Raw genomic sequence first — 21,916 nt, 5'->3', positions numbered from 1 at the left:
TCCACAGGAAAAAGCCCGGCGGATGCCGGGCTTTTTCTTTGCTGCGGTGTCGCGCGGGCGATCAGCGGATGACCACGCGACCGTTCTGGATGCGGACGTAGGTGTTCTCCCGGACCCCGCCGAGGTCGCGCTGGCTGATCGTCACGCGGCGTCCATCGTCCATGCGCACCGTGATGTTGTAGGTGTCACCGGTGGTGCGGTTCTGGATCGCGTTGCCGGCGGCGGCACCTGCCACCGCGCCTGCAACCGTGGAGACATTCTTGTTGCCTTCGCTGCCGCCCGTGCGGTCCGAGATCTGGCGGCCGGCGACCGCACCGACGATGCCGCCCAGCACGGCGCCGGTCGCGGACGGAGCGCTGCGGCCGGACGACACCACGTCGATGCGTTCGACGATGCCGCAGTCCGCGCAGTAGCGGTTGGCCGGCGCATTGTTGTAGCCACCGCCGTAGCCGCTGCTGCCGTAGCCCGGGGACGTGCTTGCACAGCCGGCGAGGGCGACGGCCGTCGTCATGCCGATGGCGAGAAGACGCAGGTTCATGGATGCCTCCTGTGGATGGTAGGACCGTCAGGATGATCGTGTCCCGTCGGGGCGCATGCTCCACATGACCGCGTGAACATCATGACAATCGGGCCGCTTGCGCGGCCCGGATGTCAGGTGCGATTCATGCCGCGGCTATCGTCATCCCCGGAAATCCTGATGGCAGGCCTTGCAGTCCGCCCCTACCTTCTCGACCAGGGCGCCTGCGGCCGCGCAGTCGGTGGGCGGCGCGCTCAGGGCCGCGTCCAGGTCCGCGCGGAACTGGCTGGTATGCGCTTTGAACCGCTGGTCGTCCGCGATCCCTGGGAATGCCATGTCCAGATCGTTCGCCATCGCTCGCAGTGTGCGTACGTGCGGGATGGTGTCGGTGGCCGCGCAGCGGTTCTGCTTCACCGTGTCGGCCAATTGCGCCGAGTGCCTGGCCATCACGTGCATTACGCTGTGGGGGAAGGGATCCTGCCGCGCCTGCAACGCGCGCATCGCCATGACCGTACAGACAGCACCCACCACCAGGCCGATCAAGAAGAGGAAGAGGTAGCGCGACGCGGCGGAGGGCTTCTTGGTGTCGGGTTGGCTGGCCATGCGGCGGGCTCCTTGTGGATGACGCCGCGATGGTACGACGGCCATCACGGTTTGCGCCACGGCTTACACTGGCGCCATGAAGAAAGAACTCCGGGACCGGTTCGCCGGCATCGACCGCCTCTATGGCGTGGGAACCGTAGAACGCCATGCGCAGGCGCGCGTCGCCGTGGTGGGCATGGGCGGCGTGGGCTCGTGGGTGGTGGAGGCGCTGGCGCGCTCCGGTGTGGGTCATCTCACATTGATTGATGCCGACGACATCTGCGTGTCCAACACCAACCGCCAATTGCCGGCCCTCGAAGGGCACTACGGGCGCAACAAGGCCGAGGCGATGGCCGAGCGGTGCCGCGCGATCAACCCGCTGATCGATATCGATGCCGTGCCGCAGTTCCTCACGTCCGGCAACATGGGCGAGCTGCTGGATCGCGGCTTCGACCTGGTGCTCGATGCGTGCGACAGTTTCCGGGTCAAGGTGGAAATGATCGCCTGGTGCCGCCGCCGCAAGTTGCCGATCGTGGTATCCGGGTCCGCCGGCGGTCGCACCGATCCCACCCAGATCCGCCTTCGTGATCTTTCGCGTACCGAACACGACGCGCTGCTGGCGCTGGTACGCAAGAAGTTGCGCGCGGAGTTCAATTTCCCCAAGAACAGCGACCGCTACTTCGGGGTGCAGGCCGTGTACTCGCTCGAAAACGTCAAGTATCCGCAGGCCGACGGCAGCGTCTGCGGCCTGCGCCCGCAGCTGGGGGCGGATGCGGCGCTGAAACTGGATTGCGGTGTGGGGCTGGGGGCCGCCACCCATATCACCGGTGCGTTTGCGTTCGCGATGGTGGGCAAGGCGCTCGAACTGCTGGCCAAGCCCGCGAAGACGGCGCTCAGGCCACCGGCAGCTTGAAAAGGCGCTCGGCGTTGCGCGTTGTCGCGGCAGCGACGTCCTCCGGCGCTATGTCGCGCAGGCTGGCAATCACGTCGCGCACTACGGACAGGCGTTCGGGCTCGTTGCGTTGCCCGCGGATGCCGGCGTCCGGCTGGTCCGGCGCATCGGTCTCCAGCAGCAGGTAGTCGAGCGGCATCGTGCGTGCCAGTGCGCGCAGGCGGTTCGCACGCTCGTAAGTGACGGGTCCGCCCAGGCCGATCAGGAAACCCATCCCCCACAACTGGCGCGCCTGCTCCGGACTGCCGGAGAAGCTGTGGACGACGCCGGTCAGTCCACGCACGCGCCTGATCGCTGCGATCACGGCGTCCACCGCGCGTCGTGCATGCACGATCACCGGCAGGCCGAATTCGCGCGCCACGCGCAGTTGGCCATCGAAAAACTGTTGCTGTGCGTCGGCATCCAGACCGTCCACGAAGAAGTCCAGCCCGCATTCGCCGATCGCCACCGGATGCTCGCGCTGGATCCACTGCCTCAGTGCGTCCAGATGCTCCGGGCGATGCTCGGCGAGGTACATCGGATGCAAGCCATAGGCGGGGAACAGACCGGAATCCTGCAGGCAGACGTCACGAAGTCCCGGCCAGGTCGACGCGGCAACCGCCGGAACGATCTGGCGCGTCACCCCGGCGCTGCGCGCACGCGCCAGCACGGCGGTGCGATCGCCATCGAACTCGGCGGCGTCGAAATGGCTGTGGCTGTCGACCAGCATCTGTCAGCGCTGGGTGGGCTCGATGGCGGGCGGTGGTTCCTTGCGCCGTTTCCAGTTCGCCAGCAACAGCGTGCCCAGGCCGAAGAGGATTTCGTCCACGAACGGGAAGGGATCGGGCAGGAACAGCGTGACGACGAAGAGCGCAGCCGTGATCTTGAACAAGGTCGGATAGCGCAGCTTGCGGGCCCAGTCGAGCAACGGCAGCAGTAGCGGGTTCGGCATGGAGGAGACTCGTTCCGGAGTGCAACGGACGCCACGCTAGCATGATCCGAACGTCGCGGAAGCGTTCATTTTTCGTTCGTTTTCGTGGGCCTTCACCGGTACTTTGTTCAGGTTCCCAGTGGTGCAATGATGGCGAATGTGAATCGGGGCAGCCCGACTTGGAGGCAGCGATGAAGAGCAATACCACAACGATTCTGGTTGCCGTCGGCGCATTGCTGGTGGGCGGTGTCGCCACGGCGGCGTTCCTCAAGGGCGGGGACAAGAGCCCGACCGGCCAGGACGGCTTGGTGACGGCGGCCGATGGCACGCTGGTCGCGGATGACGCGGCCATGATCGACAACCAGATCCCCATGGGCACGTTGCAGTACGCCACCGTGGTGAAGTCGGAGCCGGTCACCAGTTCCGAGAAGCTGTATGCGACGGTGATCGGCACCGAGGCAGTGCGCGAGACCACCACGACCAGTTCGCCGCGCGAGGTGTGCGAAGACGTGGTCGTGCAGGAGCGCCTGCCCGAACGCGATGGCAACGCGGGGGGTACGGTGGCCGGTGCGGTGATCGGTGGCCTGCTGGGCAACCAAGTGGGCGGCGGCAACGGCAAGAAGGCGGCCACGGTCGTGGGTGCCGTGGCGGGCGGTGCGATCGGCAACCAGGTGGACAAGCGCCACGTGGGTGGCCGGGTCGTGAATCGCACCGAGCGCCAGTGCCACACCGAGAACGCGACGTCGGAGTCGTCGCGGGTGACGGGTTACAACGTGACGTACCGCAATCCTGATGGCTCCACCGGCACCATGCGCATGGACAGCAAGCCGGGCAACCGCATTGCGCTCGGCACCACCGACAAGGTGATCGGTTATGACGTGACCTATCGTTTCGAGGGCCAGGACAAGACGATCCGCCTGGACCAGAAGCCGGGCGATCGCCTGCCGGTGATCGACGGGCAGGTGGTGACTCAGACGGCCAGCGTGGATGCCCCGGACAAGGGCTGACGATCCGGCCCGCACCGGGCCTGCATTTCAACGTGGCACCCCGCAAAGGCCGGCATTTCGCCGGCCTTTGCTGTGCGGACTGGCGCTTACCGCCCACGATGGCCACCGCATACAATCACCGGATACCTCTTATGCCGGTTGAAGCGCGATGGCCCTGAACCCGTACGACCTGTTCGATGTCCGTTCCCTGCTGAGCGAAGAGGAGCGCGCCGTCCAGGACGCCGTCGCCCGCTTCACCGACGAGCGCGTGCGCCCGATCATCGGCGACGCGTTCGACCAGGGCCGGTTTCCGAAGGAACTGGTGCCGGAGATCGCCGAACTTGGCCTGCTGGGTTCCTCGCTGCCGGAAAAGTACGGCTGCGCTGGCCTCAATGCGGTCAGCTACGGCCTGATCTGTCAGGAACTCGAGCGCGGCGACAGCGGTATCCGCAGCTTCGTCAGCGTGCAGTCCTCGCTGTGCATGTATCCCATCTACGCGTACGGCAGCGAAGAACAGCGCGGGCGCTGGTTGCCGGACATGGCCGCCGGCAAGGTGATCGGCTGCTTCGGCCTGACCGAGCCCCACGGCGGCTCCGACCCGGCCAACATGAAGACCCACGCGCGCCGCGATGGCGACGATTGGGTCATCAACGGCTCGAAGATGTGGATCACCAACGGCAACCTGGCCGACATCGCCATCGTCTGGGCGCAGACCGACGACGGGATTCAGGGCTTCCTGCTCGAGAAGGGCATGGCCGGGTTCACCGCGCAGGAGATCAAGCACAAGATGAGCCTGCGCGCATCGGTGACCAGCGCGCTGTTCTTCGACAACGTGCGCGTGCCCGACAGCAGCCGCCTGCCCAACGTCAAAGGCCTGAAGGGCCCGCTGGGCTGCCTGACCCAGGCGCGCTACGGCATCACCTGGGGCCCGATCGGCGCCGCCATCGCCTGCCTCGACGAAGTGCTTGCCTACACCAAGGAACGCATCCTGTTCGACCGCCCCGTCGCGGCCACCCAGAGTGCGCAGATCAAGATGGCCGAGATGGCCCGCCGGATCACCCTGGCGCAGTTGCTGTCGCTGCAGCTGGGTCGCCTGAAGGATGCCGGCAGCATGGCGCCTTCGCAGGTGTCGCTGGCGAAGTGGAACAACTGCCGCATGGCCATCGACATTGCCCGCGAATGCCGCGACCTGCTGGGCGGCGCCGGCATCACCACCGAGCACGCCGCCATCCGCCACGCGCTGAACCTGGAATCGGTCATCACCTACGAGGGCACGGAAACCGTGCACCAGCTGGTGATCGGCCGCGAGCTGACGGGCATCAACGCGTTCTGAGCGGGTCCCGCAACGCGCACGGCCGACGGCGTGCGCGGACCGGGTGTTCAGCGCGTGGGATGGCCTTCCGTTCTGGGATGACGTGGCACCGATGGACCTTTCCGAACTCCAACTCGACACGCCCCGCCTGCTGCTGCGCTTGCCGCGGCGGGAGGACTACGAAGCGTGGGCCGCGTTCGCCACCGATGAAGAGACCATGCGTTACATCGGCGGCACGCAGGCCCGTTCGCCGGCATGGCGCAGCCTCGCGGCCACGCTGGGCAGTTGGCATCTGCAGGGCTTCGGGATGTTCTCGGTGATCGAGAAAGCGACCGGCCGCTGGATCGGCCGGGTAGGGCCGTGGCAGCCGGAAGGCTGGCCGGGCACCGAGGTGGGCTGGAGCATCGCCCGTGAGTCTTGGGGCCGCGGTTACGCGCCGGAAGCGGCGACGGCCAGTATCGACTGGGCGTTCGAACACCTGGGCTGGGAAGAGGCGATCCATACCATCGATCCGGAGAACGCCAACTCCAAGTCGGTCGCCGCGAAACTTGGTTCGACCTACCTGCGGATGGATCGCCTTCCCGAACCGCACCACGAGAAACCGGTCGAAGTCTGGGGCCAGACGCGCGCGCAGTGGCAGGCACGCAGGGTCGCCCAACCGTGACGTCGACGTCCGCGCTGTACGCAGGCCTGCACGATGCCTTGCCCGAGCTGATGCGGACGTTCCGCGATCCCTGGTGGATCATCGGCAGTGCCGCGATGGTGCTGGCGGATATTCCGAATGTCGCACCGCAGGACATCGACGTACTCTGCAGCCGTCGCGATGCGCTGCAATTGCGGGAGGCCTGGATCGATCACGTCGATGCGGCCTACCGCCCTGCAGACGAAACCCGTTTCCGTTCCGCGTTCGCCCGCTTCGTGCACCTGCCGATGCCGGTGGAAGTCATGGGTGGACTGGAACTGATGACGGCCACGGGATGGCGGCCCGTGCAGGTGCACGACGATCTACGCCTTGACGTCGCCGGCCATGAAATGCGTGTGCCGACGTTGGATGAGCAACGCCGCATCCTGCTCGCGTTCGGTCGGGAGAAGGATCTCGCCAAGGCCGCCCGCATTCCCGTATCGCCGGAGCACCCGCATGTCGCCTGATCCCGTCACCGTCCATGGCATGTCCACCTCCGGCAACTGCCACAAGGTGCGCCTGTTGCTCGAACAGCTCGCACGGCCTTACGCGTGGGTCGAGGTCGACAGCGCCAATGGCGGCACCCGCACACCGGACTACCTGGCGAAAAACCCGAACGGCAAGGTGCCGATGCTGGAGCGCGCGGACGGCGCGATCCTGGTGGAGTCGAACGCCATCCTCTGCTGGCTGGCAGACGGCAGTCCCTACCTGCCGGCCGATACCTGGCAGCGTGCGCAGGCATTGAGCTGGCTGTTCTTCGAACAATACAGCCACGAGCCCTACATCGCGGTGGCGCGCTTCATCCGCGGATGGACGCCCGTGGATTCGCCGCGTCGTGCCGACTTGCCTCGTCTGCAGGAACGCGGCGCCCAGGCGCTGGCCGTGATGGAAAAGCACCTGCAAGGCGCGGCGTGGTTCACCGGTGACGACTACGGCGTGGCCGACATCGCGCTGTTTGCGTATACCCATTGCGCCGATGAAGGCGGCTTCGACCTCGCCGCATACCCGCATATCACCGACTGGCTGGCCCGCGTACGCGTGCAGCCGGGTTTCGTTCCCATGCCCGGCGTGAGCGACGATGTCGCCGCGCGCCTGGCGTCCTCCTGATCCGAGCGAGCACATGACTGCCAAAGCAATTCCCGCACGCATGAAGGGCCTGAACCGGGCCGAGATCTGCGACCAGAATTTCATCGAGTTCGTCAGGGAATGGGACGGTCAGGTGCGCAGCGCGCCGGCCCACGGCGATCCGGTGCTACCCGGTAGTGCGCTGGATGCGACGGGCTTCGTGGAACTGCTCGAATCCCAGCTCGTGAGTCGCCATCTGGACCTGATGGCGCGCGTGCTGCGCGTACAGAACAAGGTTTTCTACACCATCGGTTCCAGCGGCCACGAAGGCAATGCGATGGTAGCGCGCGCGACACGCCATACCGATCCGGCGTTCCTGCACTACCGCAGCGGCGGTTTCATGGCCGAACGCTTCCGCAAGCTGCCCGGCATGGACCCGGTGATGGACTCCGCGCTGAGTTTCGCTGCCAGCGCGGAAGACCCCGCGTCCGGCGGTCGCCACAAGGTGTGGGGCAGCAAGCCGTTGTGGGTGCTGCCGCAGACCTCGACGATCGCCTCGCACCTGCCCAAGGCATTGGGTACCGCCGTGGCGATCGAACAGGCGCGCCGCATCGGCCATGCGCTGCCGATTCCCGACGACAGCATCGCGATCTGTTCCTTCGGCGATGCGTCCTCGAACCATGCCACCGCACAGACCGCGTTCAATGCCGCCGCATGGACCGCATACCAGAAACTTCCCGCCCCGGTGCTCTTCGTCTGCGAGGACAACGGGATCGGCATTTCGGTGAAGACACCGGACGGCTGGATCGGGCGCAATTTCCGCGACCGCGCCGACCTGGACTATTTCCACGCCGATGGTTTGGATCTCGCCGCCGGCTACGGGCAAGTGCAGGCCGCGGTCGAGCATTGCCGCCGCACCCGCAGACCCACGTTCCTGCACCTGCGTACCACCCGCATCATGGGCCACGCCGGCACCGACTTCGAAATTGAATGGCGTCCGCTGGAGGAACTGTGCGCCGTCGAGGCGACCGATCCGCTGCTGCGCAGTGCCGCGATCGCGCTGGCGTCGGGCCTGTACACCAAGGACGCTCTGCTCGAGACATACGAAGCGATGCGCAAGCGTTGCTTCGCTGCCGCCGAAGATGCCGACCGCCGTCCGCGCATCACCACGCTCGATCACGTGATGGCGCCGCTCGCGCCCTATACGCCCGACGCGGTGGCGGCGGAAGCCGCGCGCGAAGCCCCGCACGAACGGCGCGTCGCGGCCTTCGGTAGCGAGGACAAGCTGCCCGAGAAGTTGCCGCCCCGGCATCTTGCCATCCAGATCAACAACGCGTTGCACGACCTGTTCTGCAAGTATCCGGAGACGCTGCTGTTCGGCGAGGACGTGGCGCAGAAGGGCGGCGTGTACACCGTCACCAAGGGCCTGCAAAAGGCGTTCAAGGGCAGCCGCGTGTTCAATACGCTGCTCGACGAGACGATGATCCTCGGCCTGGCCCAGGGTTACGCCAACATGGGCATGCTGCCGCTGCCGGAAATCCAGTACCTGGCGTACTTCCACAACGCCTGCGACCAGATCCGCGGCGAGGCGGCCAGCCTGCAGTTCTTCAGCAACGACCAGTACCGCAACCCGATGGTCGTGCGCGTCGCCGGCCTCGGGTACCAGCGGGGATTCGGCGGGCATTTCCACAACGACAATTCGATCACGGCCTTGCGCGACATCCCGGGACTGGTCGTCGGGTGCCCCTCGCGCGGCGATGATGCGGCTACCATGCTGCGCACGCTGGCGGCACTGGCGAAGGTGGACGGACGCGTCACCATGTTCCTCGAGCCGATCGCGCTGTACATGACCAAGGACCTGTACGAGACCGGCGACGGGCAGTGGCTGTTCCCGTATCCGCCGCAGGACGAGGCGATGACACTGGGCGAGGGGCGCGTATACGGTGAAGGCGCGGACGATCTGGTGATCTTCACCTATGGCAATGGCGTACCGATGAGCCTGCGTGCCGCAAGAACCATCGAACGCAAGCATGGCTGGAAGGTGCGTGTGGTCGACCTGCGCTGGCTGGTCCCGCTCAATGCCGCGTTCATCGCGGCGCAGGCGAAGACGGCGAAGCGGATCCTGATCGTCGACGAAGGTCGCCATGCGGCGGGCGTGGGCGAGGGGGTCATCACCGCGATCGCCGAGGCCGGCTATAGCGCGCGTCCCTTCCAGCGCGTGGTCGGCGCGGATACTTACACCCCCTTGGCCGGCGCAGCCTTCCTGGTACTCCCGGGCGATGACGATATCGTCGCGGCGGCCGACCGGCTGGCATGATGGCGGCCACAACCTGATCGAGAAACGCACATGCCCACGCCCCGCATCGGTCTCATCATCGGCAGCCTGCGCTCCGGCTCCTACAACCGGCAGCTCGCGCATGCGGTGCAGCGGCTGGCCGGCGATCGCTTCGCGTTCGCGGAGATCGGCATCCGCGACCTGCCGCTGTACGACCAGGACGACGATGCGGATTTCCCGGCGGCGGGCCAGCAGTTCAAGCAGCAGGTGGAAGCCTGCGATGCGCTGCTGTTCATCACGCCGGAGTACAACCGCTCGATTCCTGGCGTGCTGAAGAACGCCATCGACGTGGGCAGTCGTCCCGGCGGCAGCAATTCCTTCGGCGGCAAGCGCGCGGCGATCATCGGTACCTCACCGGGCGCGCATGGCACGGTGTCGGCCCAGCAACACCTGCGCAACGTGCTGGCGGCGGTCGACGTGGCGGTGCTGCCGCAGCCCGAGATCGCCATCCAGTATCGCGAAGGCCAGATCGATGCGGCGGGCGATATCGCCGACGAGCGCCTGCGCAAGCGCCTGCAGCTGTTCCTGGATCGTTTCGAGGCTTGGGTGGCCTGAACCGTCAGGCCGGGCGCAACAGCGCCAGGCCGTCGCGCAGGCGCTGCAGCGGGCGACGGTCGCTCGGGCTCTCGTCGGCCAGCATGCCCGCGAGCGCACGCCGGAAAGGGGTCAGTCGGCGACCCGCTCGCAGCACCCCCTCGCGCAGCAAGCGTGCCGGCGCACGGTCGTCGGTGTAGAGCTCCACGATGGCGCGCGTGGCCAGGTACAGCGGCCGTGTGCCGCGGCGATGGCGGCGCTCGTAACGCGCCAGCCCTTCCGCGCACCCGAGGTCGCCCTTGCGCTGCATCGCGTCGCGCGCCATGGCAGCCAGCCGCTCGACGCTGGCCAGCCCGAGATTGAAGCCATGCGCCGTGACCGGGTGCATGCCGACCGCGGCATCGCCGGCCAGCGCGAACCGGCGCCCGACAAACCGGCGCGCATAGACGCCCACCAGCGGATACACATGCCGGCTGCTTTCCAGCGTCATGTGGCCCAGGCGATGCCCGTAGCGCTGCTCCATCTCGCAGGCGAATGCGTCGACGTCCAGTGCGGCGAGACGTCGCGCTGCGGCGTCGGGCAGGGTGATGACGACGGAGGATTCATGCTCCTTCAGCGGGAGCAGCGCCAGTGTCTGGCCGTGGCCGAACCATTCCCACGCCACGCCCTGGTGCGGCTGTTCGTGATGCATGCGGCAGACCAGCATGCTCTTGCCGAAATCGTACTGATCGGCCCCGATACCCATCGCGCGGCGCGTCTCGGAGAAGCGGCTGTCTGCCGCGATCAGGAGCGGTGCTTCCAGGCGGAGTCCGTCGCCGAGAGTGATGCCGGCGTGATCCTCGGTCGTGCGGACGGCATGGATCCGCGCGCCATCGAAGAAATCCAGCCCGGGCAGGTCGCTGACGGCCTTCCATGCCGCTTCGCGGATCCGTTGGTTCGGCACCAGCATGCCGAGCTGTTCCTTGCCGGCCAGCGCGGCGTCGATACGCATGTCGTGCAGGCTGTCGCCTTCCATCACCCGCGCGGCGCGCAGGGGCGAGCAGGCGTCGTCGGGCAGATGCTGCCAGATCCCGAGGGCGCGCAGCAGGCGCATTGAGGCATGCGTCAACGCGATCTCGCGGCCGTCGAACGCGGGCTCTGCGATGGCGGCGCGCGACTGCCGCTCCACGAGCGCGACCTCGAGGTCGAGATCGCACAAGGCCTTGGCCAGGCACAACCCCGCGGGGCCGGCGCCGATGATGATGACGTCGTGGTGCATGCGCGTGTCTTCGTGCCTGGGTTCACGGCAGTCTAGGCACGCAGTCGCCCACGTCATTGACGTGGATCAATCGCCACGCAGGATCGTCAGCGGCTCAGGCCGTCCAGCAAGGGAATGCGCGTCAGCGGCTGCGTATCGGCCGACACGCCTTCGCCGGTGTGGTCCAGCGGCAGCACCGCCAGCAGCAGGGTCTGCGGACCGTCGGCGACCGTGCTGACGACTTCCCCGATGTCGCGCTCGCTGTCGCGCACGATGGCGCCAGGAGCGACGGAGCCTGCCGCGTGGAAGCCCTGCAATGCGCGCTTGGCCTTGCCGAGGAAGTGGGTGCGCGCCACGATTTCCTGCCCCGGGTAGCAGCCCTTCTTGACGCTGTAGGCGGCCAGCCTGTCCAGCGCCAGCTGCTGCGGCGTCCATTGTTCGCGCTGGGCATCGGGAAGGCGGGGAAGACCATGACGCAGGTCGGCGGCACGCCACGAGGCCTGCTGCGCAACGTCATCGACGCCCGGTGCACCGACACGCAGCGTGCGCGGACCGCCTTGTCCGCTCCAGTCCAGCTCCAGCACTCCGCCGTCCATCCCCAAGGTCGCGCCGTGCGCAGCGTGGGGTACGGCGAAAGCGCCGCTGATCGTCGTATCGACGTGGAGTTCGATCTTCAACTTTCGTCTAAACACGAAACGTCGCAGGGACTCGACGAACGCAGGGGCAGGGTGGTCCGGCAGTACGAGCCAGACGCGATCCTCCGCCAGCCGCGCCAGCGCAAACACCGCCATCACGCGTCCCTTGGGCGTCAGCCACGCGTTCCACTGCCATTGCCCGACCGGCAGGCCGGCCACGTCGTTGGCGAACTGGGCCTGTGCAAACGCCGCCGCATCAGGCCCTTCCAGCGTCACCAGGGCATGGTCGGACAGGGCGAAAGACGGCGCGGTGGTACGGGAAAGGTTGTCAGCCAAGGGGGCGGGGATTAAAATTTTGTGCGTTGCGAGACCGCCATGATAGGTCAAACTCCCCCGACTCCCGAACCCGATCCCGGAACACAGCCATCCGCCACCTCGACGCCGACACCCGGCGAAGGGGCGACGGATACGGTCGTGCAGAAGGAGATCGGTGGCCGCGACGGGCCCGAGCCCACGCGTTACGGGGATTGGGAAAAGAACGGACGCTGCATCGATTTCTGAGCAGTGCACGTATAGCCAACGCGGTCCCTGACTGCCCAGCCGAGACAACGAGCGCAACGAATGGCGACTCCACAACGTCCGCTTTCCCCCCATCTCCAGGTCTACCGCTGGCAGATCCAGATGGTGACCTCCATCCTGCATCGTGCGACCGGCGTCGTGCTCGCTGCGGGCGCCCTCCTGATCACGGCCGGCCTGGTCGCGCTGATGATGGGTCCTGAGGCCTGGAACTGCTTCAGCAGCCACGCTGGCGCCTGGTACGGCCAGGTGTTCCTGTTCGGCTGGACATGGGCCTTCGCCTACCACCTGTGCAACGGCATCCGCCACATCGTGCAGGACTTCGCCATCGGCTACCGGATCGCGACGTTCGTGCGCAGCAGCTGGCTGTCGGTGATCGGCAGCCTGGTCATCACCGCTCTGGTGTGGGCGTACGTACTGGTGGGAGGTGGGGCATGAGCAACTTCCGTACCCCCATCAAGAACGCGCGCGGCCTGGGCTCGGCGAAGACCGGCACCGAGCATTTCGTGCACCAGCGCCTGACCGCCACCGCGCTGGTCGCGCTGACGATCTGGTTCCTCGTGTTCGTGCTGAGCCTGGCGGGCGCGGACTACGTCGCCGCCACGGCCGCCATCGCCAAGCCTTGGAATGCGATGCTGCTGGTCGGCTTCCTGGTCGCGATGTTCTGGCATGCGCAACTGGGCCTGCAGGTCATCCTGGAGGACTACATCCACAACTCGCTGCTCGCCCTCGCGGTGCAGACCACCGTCAAGTTCATCGCCGTGCTGGGCGCCATCGTGAGCGTCTTCGCCGTGGCCCGCATCGCGCTGGGGAATTGAGTCAATGTCCGCTTACAAGATCACCGAACACAAGTACGACATGGTCGTGGTGGGTGCCGGCGGCGCCGGCCTGCGCGCGACCTTCGGCCTGGCGGCCAAGGGCCTGCAGACCGTCTGCCTGACCAAGGTCTTCCCGACCCGCTCGCATACCGTGGCGGCGCAGGGCGGCATCTCGGCCGCGCTGGGCAACATGGGCGAGGACGACTGGCGCTATCACTTCTACGACACCATCAAGGGCTCGGACTGGCTGGGCGACCAGGACGCCATCGAGTACATGTGCCGCGAGGCCATCCCGGCCATCATCGAGCTGGAGCACTACGGCGTGCCGTTCTCCCGCACCGAGGACGGCAAGATCTACCAGCGTCCGTTCGGCGGCATGACCACCAAGTTCGGTGAAGGCCCGCCGGCGCAGCGTACCTGCGCCGCCGCCGATCGCACCGGACACGCCATGCTGCACACGCTGTACCAGCAGTCGCTGGCGCACGACGCGCGCTTCATGGTCGAGTACTTCGCGCTGGACCTGATCTTCGACGAAGAAGGCGCCTGCCGTGGCGTGCTCGCCCTGGACATGGCGACTGGCACGCTGCACCTGTTCCGCGCCCATGGCGTGGTGCTGGCCACCGGCGGCTACGGCCGTGCGTACTTCTCGGCGACGTCCGCGCATACCTGCACCGGCGACGGTGGCGGCATGGTGATGCGCGCCGGCCTGCCGATGCAGGACATGGAGTTCGTGCAGTTCCATCCGACCGGCATCTACGGCGCGGGCTGCCTGATCACCGAAGGCGTGCGCGGCGAAGGCGGCATCCTGCGCAACAGCAACGGCGAGCGCTTCATGGAGCGCTACGCACCGCACTACAAGGACCTGGCGTCGCGCGACGTGGTCAGCCGCTCGATGACCATCGAGATCCGCGAGGGCCGCGGCGTCGGCGAGCACAAGGACCACATCCTGCTCGACCTGACCCACCTGGGCCCGGAAGTCATCAACGAGAAGCTGCCCGGCATCGCCGAAAGCGCCCACATCTTCGCCGGTGTGGACGTGACCAAGCAGCCCATCCCGGTCATCCCGACCGTGCACTACAACATGGGCGGCATCCCGACCAACTACCACGGCGAAGTGGTGCGCAAGGTCGGCGACAACCCGGATGCCGTCGTGCCCGGTCTGTACGCCATCGGCGAAGCCGCCTGCGTGTCGGTGCATGGCGCCAACCGCCTGGGCTCCAACTCGCTGCTCGACCTGGTCGTGTTCGGTCGCGCCGTGGCCAACCGCTGCGCCGAGACCATCAAGAGCGGTTCGTCGCACAAGCCGCTGGCGGGCGATGCCTGCGACAAGGCGTTGTCGCACCTGGACAAGCTGCGCAACGCGAATGGCGACATGCCGACCTCGGTGATCCGCGACAACATGCAGCGTACGATGCAGTCCGACGCCGCCGTGTTCCGCACCAGCAAGACGCTGAAGGAAGGCTGCGACAAGATGGCGGACATCTTCTCCAGCTTCCAGGACGTCAAGGTCAGCGACCGTTCGCTGATCTGGAACTCGGACCTGATCGAGACCTACGAGCTGCACAACCTGCTGCTCAGCGCGGTCGCCACGATCAACTCGGCCGAGCAGCGCCACGAGAGCCGCGGCGCTCACGCGCACGAGGATTTCCCGGAGCGCGACGACGTCAACTGGCAGAAGCACACGCTGGTCAACGTCGCCGACGACGGCAAGTGCAGCTTCGATTTCCGCCCCGTGCACATGTACACGCTCAGCAAGGACGTGGACGTGGTGCCGCCCAAGCCGCGCGTTTACTGAGCCCGGGAGACTGACACATGGCCGAATTTTCGCTCCCGAAGAACTCGCGCGTCACCAAGGGCAAGCACTTCCCCGCGAAGGGCGCCAAGAACGTGCGCACCTTCAAGGTGTACCGCTGGAACCCGGACGACGGCGCCAATCCGCGCACTGACACCTACGAAATCGATCTCGACAAGTGCGGCCCGATGGTCCTGGACGCGCTGATCAAGATCAAGAACGAGATCGATCCCACGCTGACGTTCCGTCGCTCGTGCCGCGAAGGCATCTGCGGTTCGTGCGCGATGAACATCGATGGCACCAACACGCTGGCCTGCACCAAGGCCATCGGCGATTGCGGCAAGGCGGAAGTGCCGATCTATCCGCTGCCGCACATGGACGTGGTGAAGGATCTGGTTCCCGACCTGACCCATTTCTACGCGCAATACGCCTCGATCAAGCCCTGGATCCGCACGCAGACGCCGGCCCCGCCGGATCGCGAGCGCCTGCAGTCGCCGGAAGACCGCAAGAAGCTGGACGGCCTGTACGAGTGCATCCTGTGCGCCTGCTGCTCGACGAGCTGCCCGAGCTACTGGTGGAACGGCGAGCGTTACCTCGGCCCGGCGATCCTGCTGCAGGCCTACCGCTGGATCATCGATTCGCGCGACGAGGACACCGGTGCGCGCCTGGACGATCTGGAAGATCCGTTCAAGCTGTACCGCTGCCATACCATCATGAACTGCGCCCGGACCTGCCCCAAGGGCCTGAACCCGGCGCTGGCGATCGCCGAGATCAAGAAGCTGATGATGGCGCGTCGCGCCTGACCGCATGAGCGACGGACCCGCCACGGCAATCCTCTGGCCCGCCGTGGCAATGGCCGGCCTGACCTTCCTCGTGTGGGTCAGGCTGTACCAGCTTCGGCTGGGTGAAATGGCCCGCAAGCGCATCCACGCGCAGGCACTGGCGAATGCCGCGGATTCGGTGCGCCTGCTTAGCGATACGCGCGCGTCGGACAACTTCCGCAATCTCTTCGAGCTGCCGGTGCTGTTCTATGCCGGCGTGCTGCTGGCGGCGCAGCTCGGCGTCTCGGATGCGGTCTCGCTCGCGCTGGCGTGGGCCTTCGTCGCGTTGCGCACCGTGCACAGCCTGGTGCACTGCACCTGGAACCATGTCATGACCCGCTTCGTGGTCTATGCGCTGGCAACGCTGGTGTTGATCGCGTTCTGGGTGCGCCTCGCGCTGGCGCTGACCGCGGCATGAGCGACGATCCCGAACTCAAGCGCATCCGCTGGCGCTGCCGGCGTGGCATGCGCGAACTGGACCAGCTGTTCGGACGTTATCTCGACCGCTGCTGGGCGGTCGAATCCGAACCGCAGCGCGTTGTTTTCCTACGGCTGCTCGATTGCGAGGACGATAAGCTCTGGCGCTGGTTCATGGGCTACGAGCACTGTCCCGATGCGGAACTCGCCGCGCTGGTCGAACGGATCCGTCAACTGCCGGCTTGAGTGGCGGCCGTCGCGCCTGCTGCAGGCGGTGCTGATCCTGCTGGGTGCGCTGGGTGCCGTCTCGATCCTGGCGAGCGAAATGCCGCGACCGATCGCCTGGCCTGCCGGTGCTTTCGCGCTCGGGTATGGCCTGTGGCTGTCGCGCAAGGAAGGGCGGAAGCCCCCCTTGGCTTTCTGGTTTCCCGGCAACGAGCGGGCCCCCAGCGTCGACGGCGTGCCGATGTGCGCGGTGTGCCTGCGGTGGCGGGGTCCGCTGGCGTTTCTCCGTTGGCGCGAGCGTGCCGGCGGGCGTTGGCGTCATGCTGCCTGGTGACCGGATACGCTGCCGGCTGCACGGCGGCGTGAACTCCGGCTTGCTGCGGGCAGCGGGGATGCTGGGCGGCACCGGAGGGATCGGGCACCATAGGGGCATGTTCAAACCCATTCCCGTCGCCATCGGCCTGCGCTATCTCCGCGCCAAGCGCCGCAACGGTTTCATCTCCTTCATCTCGCTGGCCTCGGTCGTGGGCATTGCGCTCGGCGTGATGATCCTGATCACCACGCTGTCGGTGATGAGCGGTTTCCAGCGCGAAATCCGCGACCGCTTGCTCCAGGCCACGGCGCACGCGACGGTAATGGGCGCAGGCGAGGCCATGCACGACTGGCCGCATGCCACCAAGATCGCGATGGACGACCCGCGCGTGTCGGGTGCCGCCCCTTTCATCAACGTGCAGGCGATGCTGACCGGCAATGCCGATCCTCAGGGTGCGCTGGTCACCGGCATCCTGCCTGGCGAGGAACCGAAGGTTTCTGTGATCGGCGACAAGATGAAGGCGGGCACGCTGGACTCGCTGAAGCCGGGTGAATTCCACATCCTGCTGGGTCAGGAGCTGGCGGCGTGGCTGCGCGTCGGTGTCGGCGACAGCGTGGTCGTCACCGCCGGCGATTTCCAGGGTACGCCCATGGGCGCGATGCCCAAGATCAAGCGCTTCACCGTCAGCGGCATTTTCTCGGTCGGTCACAACGACGTCGACCGCAACCTCGCGCTCGTGCACATGGGCGACCTGCAGCGTGTGTTGCGGATGGGCGAGGGCGTGACCGGCGTGCGTCTCAAACTGCACGACATGTACCAGTCCTGGGAGGTGGCACGCGACCTCGCGCTGCGTCTGCAGGGACCTTACCGGATCAGCGACTGGACCAGCGAGAACGCCAACCTCTACCACTCGCTGAAAATGGAGAAGACGGTGATGGGCATCCTGTTGTCCTTCATCATCCTGATGGGCGCGTTCTCGCTGGTGAACTCCCAGGTCATGCTGGTGACCGACAAGCAGGCCGATATCGCCATCCTGCGCACGCTGGGCCTGACGCCGCGCGGCGTGATGCAGGTGTTCATGGTGCAGGGTCTGCTGATCGGCGTGATGGGCACGGTCCTTGGCGTGGTCGGCGGCATCCTGCTGACCATCAACCTGGAGTACATCCTCGCCGCCATCGAAGCCGTGTTCAAGGTGACGCTGCTGCCGCCGGACGTGTACTACATCACCGGCTTGCCCTACGAACTCAGCGGCAGCGAAGTCGTGCTGATCGCCGCCGTGGCCTTGACGATGAGCTTCCTCGCCACGCTCTATCCCGCGTGGCGCGCTGCCCGCACCCAGCCCGCGGAGGCGCTGCGCTATGAATGATGCGATCCGTTCCGCTGTCGTGCACGCCGAGGCACTGGGCAAGACCTATGCCGAAGGCAAGCTGCGCACGCCGGTGTTCGACGGGCTGGAGTTGAACGTGCAGCCCGGCGAGACCGTCGCGATCGTGGGCGCTTCCGGCGCCGGCAAGAGCACGCTGTTGCACTTGCTCGGCGGCCTGGATACGCCGACCTCGGGCGAGGTGTACGTCGCCGGACAGAAGATGTCGTCGCTGTCCGACGCGGCGCGTGGCCAGCTGCGCAACCGCTCGCTCGGGTTCGTCTACCAGTTCCACCACCTTCTGCCCGAGTTCACCGCGCTCGAGAACGTCATGATGCCGGTGATGCTGGGTGGTGCCGGTGCCGAAGCGGCGTCCGGCAAGGCGAGGGCTTTGCTGGAGTCGGTCGGCCTGGGGCATCGCCTGGCGCACAAGCCCGGTGAATTGTCGGGGGGCGAGCGGCAGCGTGCCGCGGTGGCGCGCGCCCTGGTCAACCAACCGGCCTGCGTGCTGGGCGATGAGCCCACGGGCAATCTGGACGAGAAGACCGCGGCGACCGTGTTCGACCTGATGCTCGAGCTCAACCGGGCGCAGAAGACCAGTCTGGTACTGGTGACCCATGATCGCCGCCTGGCGCGCCGGCTGGACCGGGTGCTGGAACTTCACGAAGGCAAGCTGCGCGAGCTGCTCCGCGACGCCGTCTGATCGGCGGCGGCGCGACCAGATGCCGCGCTCCTGTATCAAGCGGCAGGCGCGCGCTTCCGATACGTCGCGATCCGGATCGCCAGCCACGCCATCGGCAGGTAGGCGAACAACAGGTCGCAGACCTTGAACCAGATGGGTGCGGGAATCATCACGCTGGCGGCGATGCCGCCGAACAGGAACAGAAGGCCGATTACCCAGGCGAACAGTTCCTTGCGGCTGCCGGCGATACCATGCGCGGCAAGCGCACCGACCAGCGTCCCCAGTGCGTGCGCAACAAACGGGGCGATGAAATGCCGCGGCTGCAACAGCGGCATGGCCTGCCGCAGGCCCTCCGCCGTCGTCATGTCCACGCCCGGCGGGGGCGGGAAGAGCGCGGGTCCGAGCATGACGACGGTCATGTTGGCGAGACTGCCGAGTGCGAGGCCGGCGACGACGGCAGCGATGTTGCGAAGCATCTTCGACATGGCAGGCTCCAGGCACGTGCGGGGATCTTACGCCTGTACTCGGCTGGCGAGGATCCTGTCCGTTCGGCGCCGCGGGACGGACGCCGCTGCTAAGGCGCTGAGCTACCTGCGCTTGGCTGAAGCGATCTTGCCGGCGACGTACAGCACCGCCCCACCCACGCTCAAGCCCGCGACAAGAAAACGTCTGATTTCGTCACTGGGCGCGGGATCTTTGGCAAGTCCCACCAGGAAAAGGAGGGCTGCGATGGTAACCAGCGCGATACCCGTCTTGCAGTACGTAACGGGGGAACAATGCAGGCGAGTTTTCATGCTGCTGACTGCAAGTTCCCCACATGGCTCACGCGGGGCCTGACCCCAGAATCAAGCCGAAGCGCGAAACGGGTTCGGCTTGAATGATTTGTTAGAGCCCACCAAGCCAAGGCTCCAGCTTTGGAAAAGCCACAGAAAACGCAGACTGCCAGTCTTCGCCTGGGCCGAACCCATTTGGATCAAATTTGACGACAGGATTGTCCGGCGAGGCCAAGTCTATGCAGTAGTGGATGGCACAGCCAACATGAAGAATGGGGAGCAAATGCTTAGGCCAAGCCCAGCCCGGATCTTCTGCATCTGGCTCGTTGAAGACGCGGTAGAGGCCTAGAGCCGTGTCGCCTTGATCCGTTACATGGCCAGAGCCCAAGCCGAGCAGGCCATAGTCCGGCCCGAAGCCACCATTGCCTCGTTTGGCATAAAGCTCGACGAGCGCAGATGGGAGCGAATAACCGATAGTGCTCTCAACCTCGGCGATTTCTTCATTTGTAGGTGCAGGGAATCTCACGTAGGTCTTAACACCAGAATTATGCCGACCTGCGAAGCGGGTTCCGCTTGAATGAACTGTTAGGCGGCACTCGGCGATCAATCATTGATCATGCGGCCAAACTTGAATAAAGCAGTGCTGTCGCGAAATAGGCCAAAGTAGTTTTCACCCGTATCACAGTTGACGTGGCGGAGCTGGTCGCCTGGCTGCATTATGGAAATGGCCGTCGCCCATTCTGCCGAGTCTGCAAGATTTGGGTTACCCAACAGATCAGCAAAGTCTAAAGTTTCATAGCGCCTCATTGACTCTGAAATTTCGCACCCGGCGGCAAGCCCAAAACCGCGCGCAACGCGTGCGTGCTCCGTTTTTGGTCCAAGGCGATGATGAACACAGCTTGTGATGAGAGCGGCGCCCAGCGTTGCCAATACAAGCTTTGAGAGCAGGTTCCTTGGATATCGACAGTGCATGGTGTGCCGCCTAACACCAGAATTAAGCCGACCCGCGAAGCGGGTTCGGCTTGAATGAATTGTTAGACCCCGGCACGGGGCCTCTGATTGAGCCTGCCAGAAGGAACAAACCGATTAGCCCGACTAGCGGGGTGAGTGTGCTCCAGTAGATATTTCCTGGCAAAGCAATTGCAGCGAAGAATGAGGCTACTATCCCGCCGGCAATGCAAATGGCTATACCGCCACGCTCCCATTTGGTGAGGAGAAAAAAGCGCGGGCCGGCACCGATGCGAAAGAAGGCGCCTAGAAGGCCAGCGGCACCTCCGAGGCCCAATGCAAAAAGACCTGGCTCGCGCAGCCCAACAACTAGCAGGACGACAACAAAAGGTCCAAGTAGCAGCGTGCAACCAACGGCGACTGCAGCGAGTGCGAGCCGGGTCGGTTTGCGATCTATCAGGGTTGCGATTTTGCTGAACAAGGGGCCTAACACCGGAATTAAGCCGACCCGCGAAGCGGGTTCGGCTTGAATGAATTGTTAGGTTGCCAGCCGAGCAGCGCCAGACCAGTAAACGACAAGTCCGACTCCACGAAGCTCGGCAACCAAGAGTGAAACGTCGATCCCAGAGCGCACAAGCCTATCGTCTCTAAATCCGACTGCTGTAGTTGAAATGATGACCTCCGCTAGCTCGGTGCTTTCTGCCTCGCCGAGGCCGGCTCGCATCAGTGCGGACGCTATGTCTCCAATGACGCCGGTTGGCACTTCAATCGTTAGACGAGCCACTAAAGGTTCCCCGGCAACCTAACGCCTGAATTAAGCCGACCCGCGAAGCGGGTTCGGCTTGAATGAATTGTTAGGCCGCACTCCGAATCTCTGTACGCACTTGCATGAGTAGGTGTCCGAGCCTATTGAGGCCGGAGCCATCCTCTCCGGCAGCCCAATAGTAATCATATGGCGATGCCTCAACCAGCAATCGGTCATCAGTGGACAGGAGGACATCTCGGGCGGCCGGCTGTTGGAACTTGAGACGCAGGGCCTCAAGCATTACCTGGTCTCGCAGGTCATCCCAACCCGGCCGCAATGGAGTGGCGCGACTCTGGCCAAGCTCGCGCGCGAGCTTGGGTGTTGCTGCCCTGCGGATACGCTCCCGAGTTGCTGAATCTAGGAACTTTTTCGCCTGGAAGTAGTGCTCGACCGTAGGCCAATAGACGCCATCAGCCTCAAAGCCAGGTGGCGAGAAGTTCGATAAGCCCCAGAACGGCATCGTCCGAGTGTAGAAATAGACGATGTCTTTGGAAGCTTCCATGCGGCCTAACACCTGAATTAAGCCGACCCGCGAAGCGGGTGGCAGTTCCTACGAAAAAGTGGACAGCGGTTCTCTAGCGGCACTGCTCGAACTCCACCGGTGATCGATAGCCCAGCGCCGAGTGCAGGCGCTGG

Annotated in this window: 29 protein-coding genes; 18 read left to right on the top strand and 11 right to left on the bottom strand. The window is 65.5% G+C overall.

From position 1 onward, the window contains the following. Window positions 1-61: 61 nt before the first annotated feature. The gene (locus CYU89_RS15625) at window positions 62-538 is read right to left on the bottom strand and encodes a glycine zipper 2TM domain-containing protein (RefSeq protein ID WP_296282445.1); all 477 of its coding nucleotides are present in this window, start codon (window positions 536-538) and stop codon (window positions 62-64) included. A gap of 141 nt (window positions 539-679) precedes the next feature. After that, window positions 680-1,120: a cytochrome c gene (locus CYU89_RS15620; protein WP_296282443.1), complete on the bottom strand. Its 441-nt coding sequence runs from the start codon at window positions 1,118-1,120 to the stop codon at window positions 680-682. 76 nt (window positions 1,121-1,196) lie between these two features. On the opposite strand from CYU89_RS15620, the gene CYU89_RS15615 reads away from it, so the two are divergent. Continuing rightward, a complete protein-coding gene (locus CYU89_RS15615; protein WP_296282442.1) occupies window positions 1,197-2,012 on the top strand; it encodes a tRNA threonylcarbamoyladenosine dehydratase in 816 nt (271 codons plus the stop codon). Here CYU89_RS15615 and CYU89_RS15610 read toward each other — a convergent pair. Together CYU89_RS15610 and CYU89_RS15605 are read right to left on the bottom strand one after the other, a co-directional pair. Then, the gene (locus CYU89_RS15610) at window positions 1,993-2,760 is read right to left on the bottom strand and encodes a TatD family hydrolase (RefSeq protein ID WP_296282440.1); all 768 of its coding nucleotides are present in this window, start codon (window positions 2,758-2,760) and stop codon (window positions 1,993-1,995) included. The two genes, CYU89_RS15615 and CYU89_RS15610, sit on opposite strands and share 20 nt — an antisense overlap. A gap of 3 nt (window positions 2,761-2,763) precedes the next feature. Then, entirely contained in the window at window positions 2,764-2,982 is a 219-nt protein-coding gene (locus CYU89_RS15605) for a DUF6116 family protein (RefSeq protein ID WP_296282438.1), read from the bottom strand. Between the two features lie 170 nt (window positions 2,983-3,152). On the opposite strand from CYU89_RS15605, the gene CYU89_RS15600 reads away from it, so the two are divergent. The 7 genes from CYU89_RS15600 (at window position 3,153) to CYU89_RS15570 (ending at window position 9,896) form a co-directional block, all read left to right on the top strand. Beyond that, window positions 3,153-3,968: a glycine zipper 2TM domain-containing protein gene (locus CYU89_RS15600; protein ID WP_296282436.1), complete on the top strand. Its 816-nt coding sequence runs from the start codon at window positions 3,153-3,155 to the stop codon at window positions 3,966-3,968. A 148-nt stretch (window positions 3,969-4,116) separates the two neighbouring features. After that, window positions 4,117-5,280, top strand: coding sequence for an acyl-CoA dehydrogenase family protein (locus tag CYU89_RS15595; protein WP_296282435.1), 1,164 nt, complete (start codon window positions 4,117-4,119; stop codon window positions 5,278-5,280). A gap of 91 nt (window positions 5,281-5,371) precedes the next feature. Continuing rightward, on the top strand, window positions 5,372-5,923 hold the full coding sequence (locus tag CYU89_RS15590; RefSeq protein WP_296282434.1) for a GNAT family N-acetyltransferase: 552 nt from the start codon (window positions 5,372-5,374) through the stop codon (window positions 5,921-5,923). After that, entirely contained in the window at window positions 5,920-6,408 is a 489-nt protein-coding gene (locus tag CYU89_RS15585) for a hypothetical protein (RefSeq protein WP_296282433.1), read from the top strand. Before CYU89_RS15590 ends, CYU89_RS15585 begins: the two co-directional genes overlap by 4 nt. Beyond that, window positions 6,398-7,048, top strand: coding sequence for a glutathione S-transferase family protein (locus CYU89_RS15580; protein WP_296282431.1), 651 nt, complete (start codon window positions 6,398-6,400; stop codon window positions 7,046-7,048). Before CYU89_RS15585 ends, CYU89_RS15580 begins: the two co-directional genes overlap by 11 nt. Window positions 7,049-7,061: 13 nt before the next feature. Continuing rightward, complete coding sequence (locus CYU89_RS15575; protein WP_296282429.1) at window positions 7,062-9,323, top strand: thiamine pyrophosphate-dependent enzyme; 2,262 nt, start codon at window positions 7,062-7,064, stop codon at window positions 9,321-9,323. A gap of 30 nt (window positions 9,324-9,353) precedes the next feature. After that, window positions 9,354-9,896 carry an NADPH-dependent FMN reductase gene (locus CYU89_RS15570; protein ID WP_296282427.1) on the top strand — a complete coding sequence of 181 codons (543 nt, stop codon included), beginning with the start codon at window positions 9,354-9,356 and terminating at the stop codon, window positions 9,894-9,896. Window positions 9,897-9,900: 4 nt separating this feature from the next. On the opposite strand, the gene ubiM is transcribed toward CYU89_RS15570, so the two are convergent. Further along, window positions 9,901-11,133 carry a 5-demethoxyubiquinol-8 5-hydroxylase UbiM gene (gene ubiM / locus CYU89_RS15565; protein WP_296282425.1) on the bottom strand — a complete coding sequence of 411 codons (1,233 nt, stop codon included), beginning with the start codon at window positions 11,131-11,133 and terminating at the stop codon, window positions 9,901-9,903. An 86-nt stretch (window positions 11,134-11,219) separates the two neighbouring features. Beyond that, window positions 11,220-12,083, bottom strand: coding sequence for a folate-binding protein (locus CYU89_RS15560; protein ID WP_296282423.1), 864 nt, complete (start codon window positions 12,081-12,083; stop codon window positions 11,220-11,222). 39 nt (window positions 12,084-12,122) lie between these two features. On the opposite strand from CYU89_RS15560, the gene CYU89_RS15555 reads away from it, so the two are divergent. The 10 genes from CYU89_RS15555 (at window position 12,123) to lolD (ending at window position 18,775) form a co-directional block, all read left to right on the top strand. After that, window positions 12,123-12,308 (top strand): DUF1674 domain-containing protein, encoded by a 186-nt coding sequence (locus CYU89_RS15555; RefSeq protein WP_296282421.1) that lies wholly within the window; start codon window positions 12,123-12,125, stop codon window positions 12,306-12,308. A gap of 60 nt (window positions 12,309-12,368) precedes the next feature. Beyond that, complete coding sequence (sdhC, locus tag CYU89_RS15550; RefSeq protein WP_296282420.1) at window positions 12,369-12,761, top strand: succinate dehydrogenase, cytochrome b556 subunit; 393 nt, start codon at window positions 12,369-12,371, stop codon at window positions 12,759-12,761. Further along, on the top strand, window positions 12,758-13,141 hold the full coding sequence (gene sdhD / locus CYU89_RS15545; protein WP_296282418.1) for a succinate dehydrogenase, hydrophobic membrane anchor protein: 384 nt from the start codon (window positions 12,758-12,760) through the stop codon (window positions 13,139-13,141). Before sdhC ends, sdhD begins: the two co-directional genes overlap by 4 nt. 4 nt (window positions 13,142-13,145) lie before the next feature. Then, on the top strand, window positions 13,146-14,936 hold the full coding sequence (gene sdhA / locus CYU89_RS15540; RefSeq protein ID WP_296282416.1) for a succinate dehydrogenase flavoprotein subunit: 1,791 nt from the start codon (window positions 13,146-13,148) through the stop codon (window positions 14,934-14,936). A 17-nt stretch (window positions 14,937-14,953) separates the two neighbouring features. Further along, window positions 14,954-15,736 (top strand): succinate dehydrogenase iron-sulfur subunit, encoded by a 783-nt coding sequence (locus tag CYU89_RS15535; protein ID WP_055944159.1) that lies wholly within the window; start codon window positions 14,954-14,956, stop codon window positions 15,734-15,736. A gap of 4 nt (window positions 15,737-15,740) precedes the next feature. Beyond that, window positions 15,741-16,172, top strand: coding sequence for an MAPEG family protein (locus CYU89_RS15530; protein ID WP_296282413.1), 432 nt, complete (start codon window positions 15,741-15,743; stop codon window positions 16,170-16,172). Further along, window positions 16,169-16,417: a succinate dehydrogenase assembly factor 2 gene (locus CYU89_RS15525; RefSeq protein WP_296282411.1), complete on the top strand. Its 249-nt coding sequence runs from the start codon at window positions 16,169-16,171 to the stop codon at window positions 16,415-16,417. The genes CYU89_RS15530 and CYU89_RS15525 overlap by 4 nt, the downstream gene beginning before the upstream one ends. Further along, window positions 16,368-16,730 (top strand): hypothetical protein, encoded by a 363-nt coding sequence (locus CYU89_RS15520; protein ID WP_296282410.1) that lies wholly within the window; start codon window positions 16,368-16,370, stop codon window positions 16,728-16,730. The genes CYU89_RS15525 and CYU89_RS15520 overlap by 50 nt, the downstream gene beginning before the upstream one ends. 97 nt (window positions 16,731-16,827) lie before the next feature. Continuing rightward, a complete protein-coding gene (locus CYU89_RS15515) occupies window positions 16,828-18,075 on the top strand; it encodes a lipoprotein-releasing ABC transporter permease subunit (RefSeq protein ID WP_296282408.1) in 1,248 nt (415 codons plus the stop codon). Then, the gene (gene lolD / locus CYU89_RS15510; protein WP_296282406.1) at window positions 18,068-18,775 is read left to right on the top strand and encodes a lipoprotein-releasing ABC transporter ATP-binding protein LolD; all 708 of its coding nucleotides are present in this window, start codon (window positions 18,068-18,070) and stop codon (window positions 18,773-18,775) included. The genes CYU89_RS15515 and lolD overlap by 8 nt, the downstream gene beginning before the upstream one ends. A 35-nt stretch (window positions 18,776-18,810) precedes the next feature. Here lolD and CYU89_RS15505 read toward each other — a convergent pair whose 3' ends face one another. The 5 genes from CYU89_RS15505 to CYU89_RS15485 all read right to left on the bottom strand — a co-directional run bounded on the left by CYU89_RS15505 (window position 18,811) and on the right by CYU89_RS15485 (window position 21,782). After that, the gene (locus CYU89_RS15505) at window positions 18,811-19,239 is read right to left on the bottom strand and encodes a hypothetical protein (protein ID WP_296282404.1); all 429 of its coding nucleotides are present in this window, start codon (window positions 19,237-19,239) and stop codon (window positions 18,811-18,813) included. Window positions 19,240-19,341: 102 nt separating this feature from the next. Then, a complete protein-coding gene (locus CYU89_RS15500; RefSeq protein ID WP_296282403.1) occupies window positions 19,342-19,548 on the bottom strand; it encodes a hypothetical protein in 207 nt (68 codons plus the stop codon). A 91-nt stretch (window positions 19,549-19,639) separates the two neighbouring features. Beyond that, window positions 19,640-20,134, bottom strand: coding sequence for an SMI1/KNR4 family protein (locus tag CYU89_RS15495; protein WP_296282401.1), 495 nt, complete (start codon window positions 20,132-20,134; stop codon window positions 19,640-19,642). Beyond that, window positions 20,131-20,457, bottom strand: a complete 327-nt coding sequence (locus CYU89_RS15490; RefSeq protein ID WP_296282399.1) for a hypothetical protein — start codon at window positions 20,455-20,457, stop codon at window positions 20,131-20,133. The genes CYU89_RS15495 and CYU89_RS15490 overlap by 4 nt, the downstream gene beginning before the upstream one ends. 872 nt (window positions 20,458-21,329) lie before the next feature. Then, window positions 21,330-21,782: an NADAR family protein gene (locus tag CYU89_RS15485; RefSeq protein WP_296282398.1), complete on the bottom strand. Its 453-nt coding sequence runs from the start codon at window positions 21,780-21,782 to the stop codon at window positions 21,330-21,332. Window positions 21,783-21,916 lie beyond the last annotated feature (134 nt).

Source organism: Pseudoxanthomonas sp., assembly GCF_002863005.1.
Classification (GTDB): domain Bacteria; phylum Pseudomonadota; class Gammaproteobacteria; order Xanthomonadales; family Xanthomonadaceae; genus Pseudoxanthomonas_A.
Note: the sequence above shows the minus strand (reverse complement) of the source record. Positions and strands in the feature narration are given on the sequence as shown.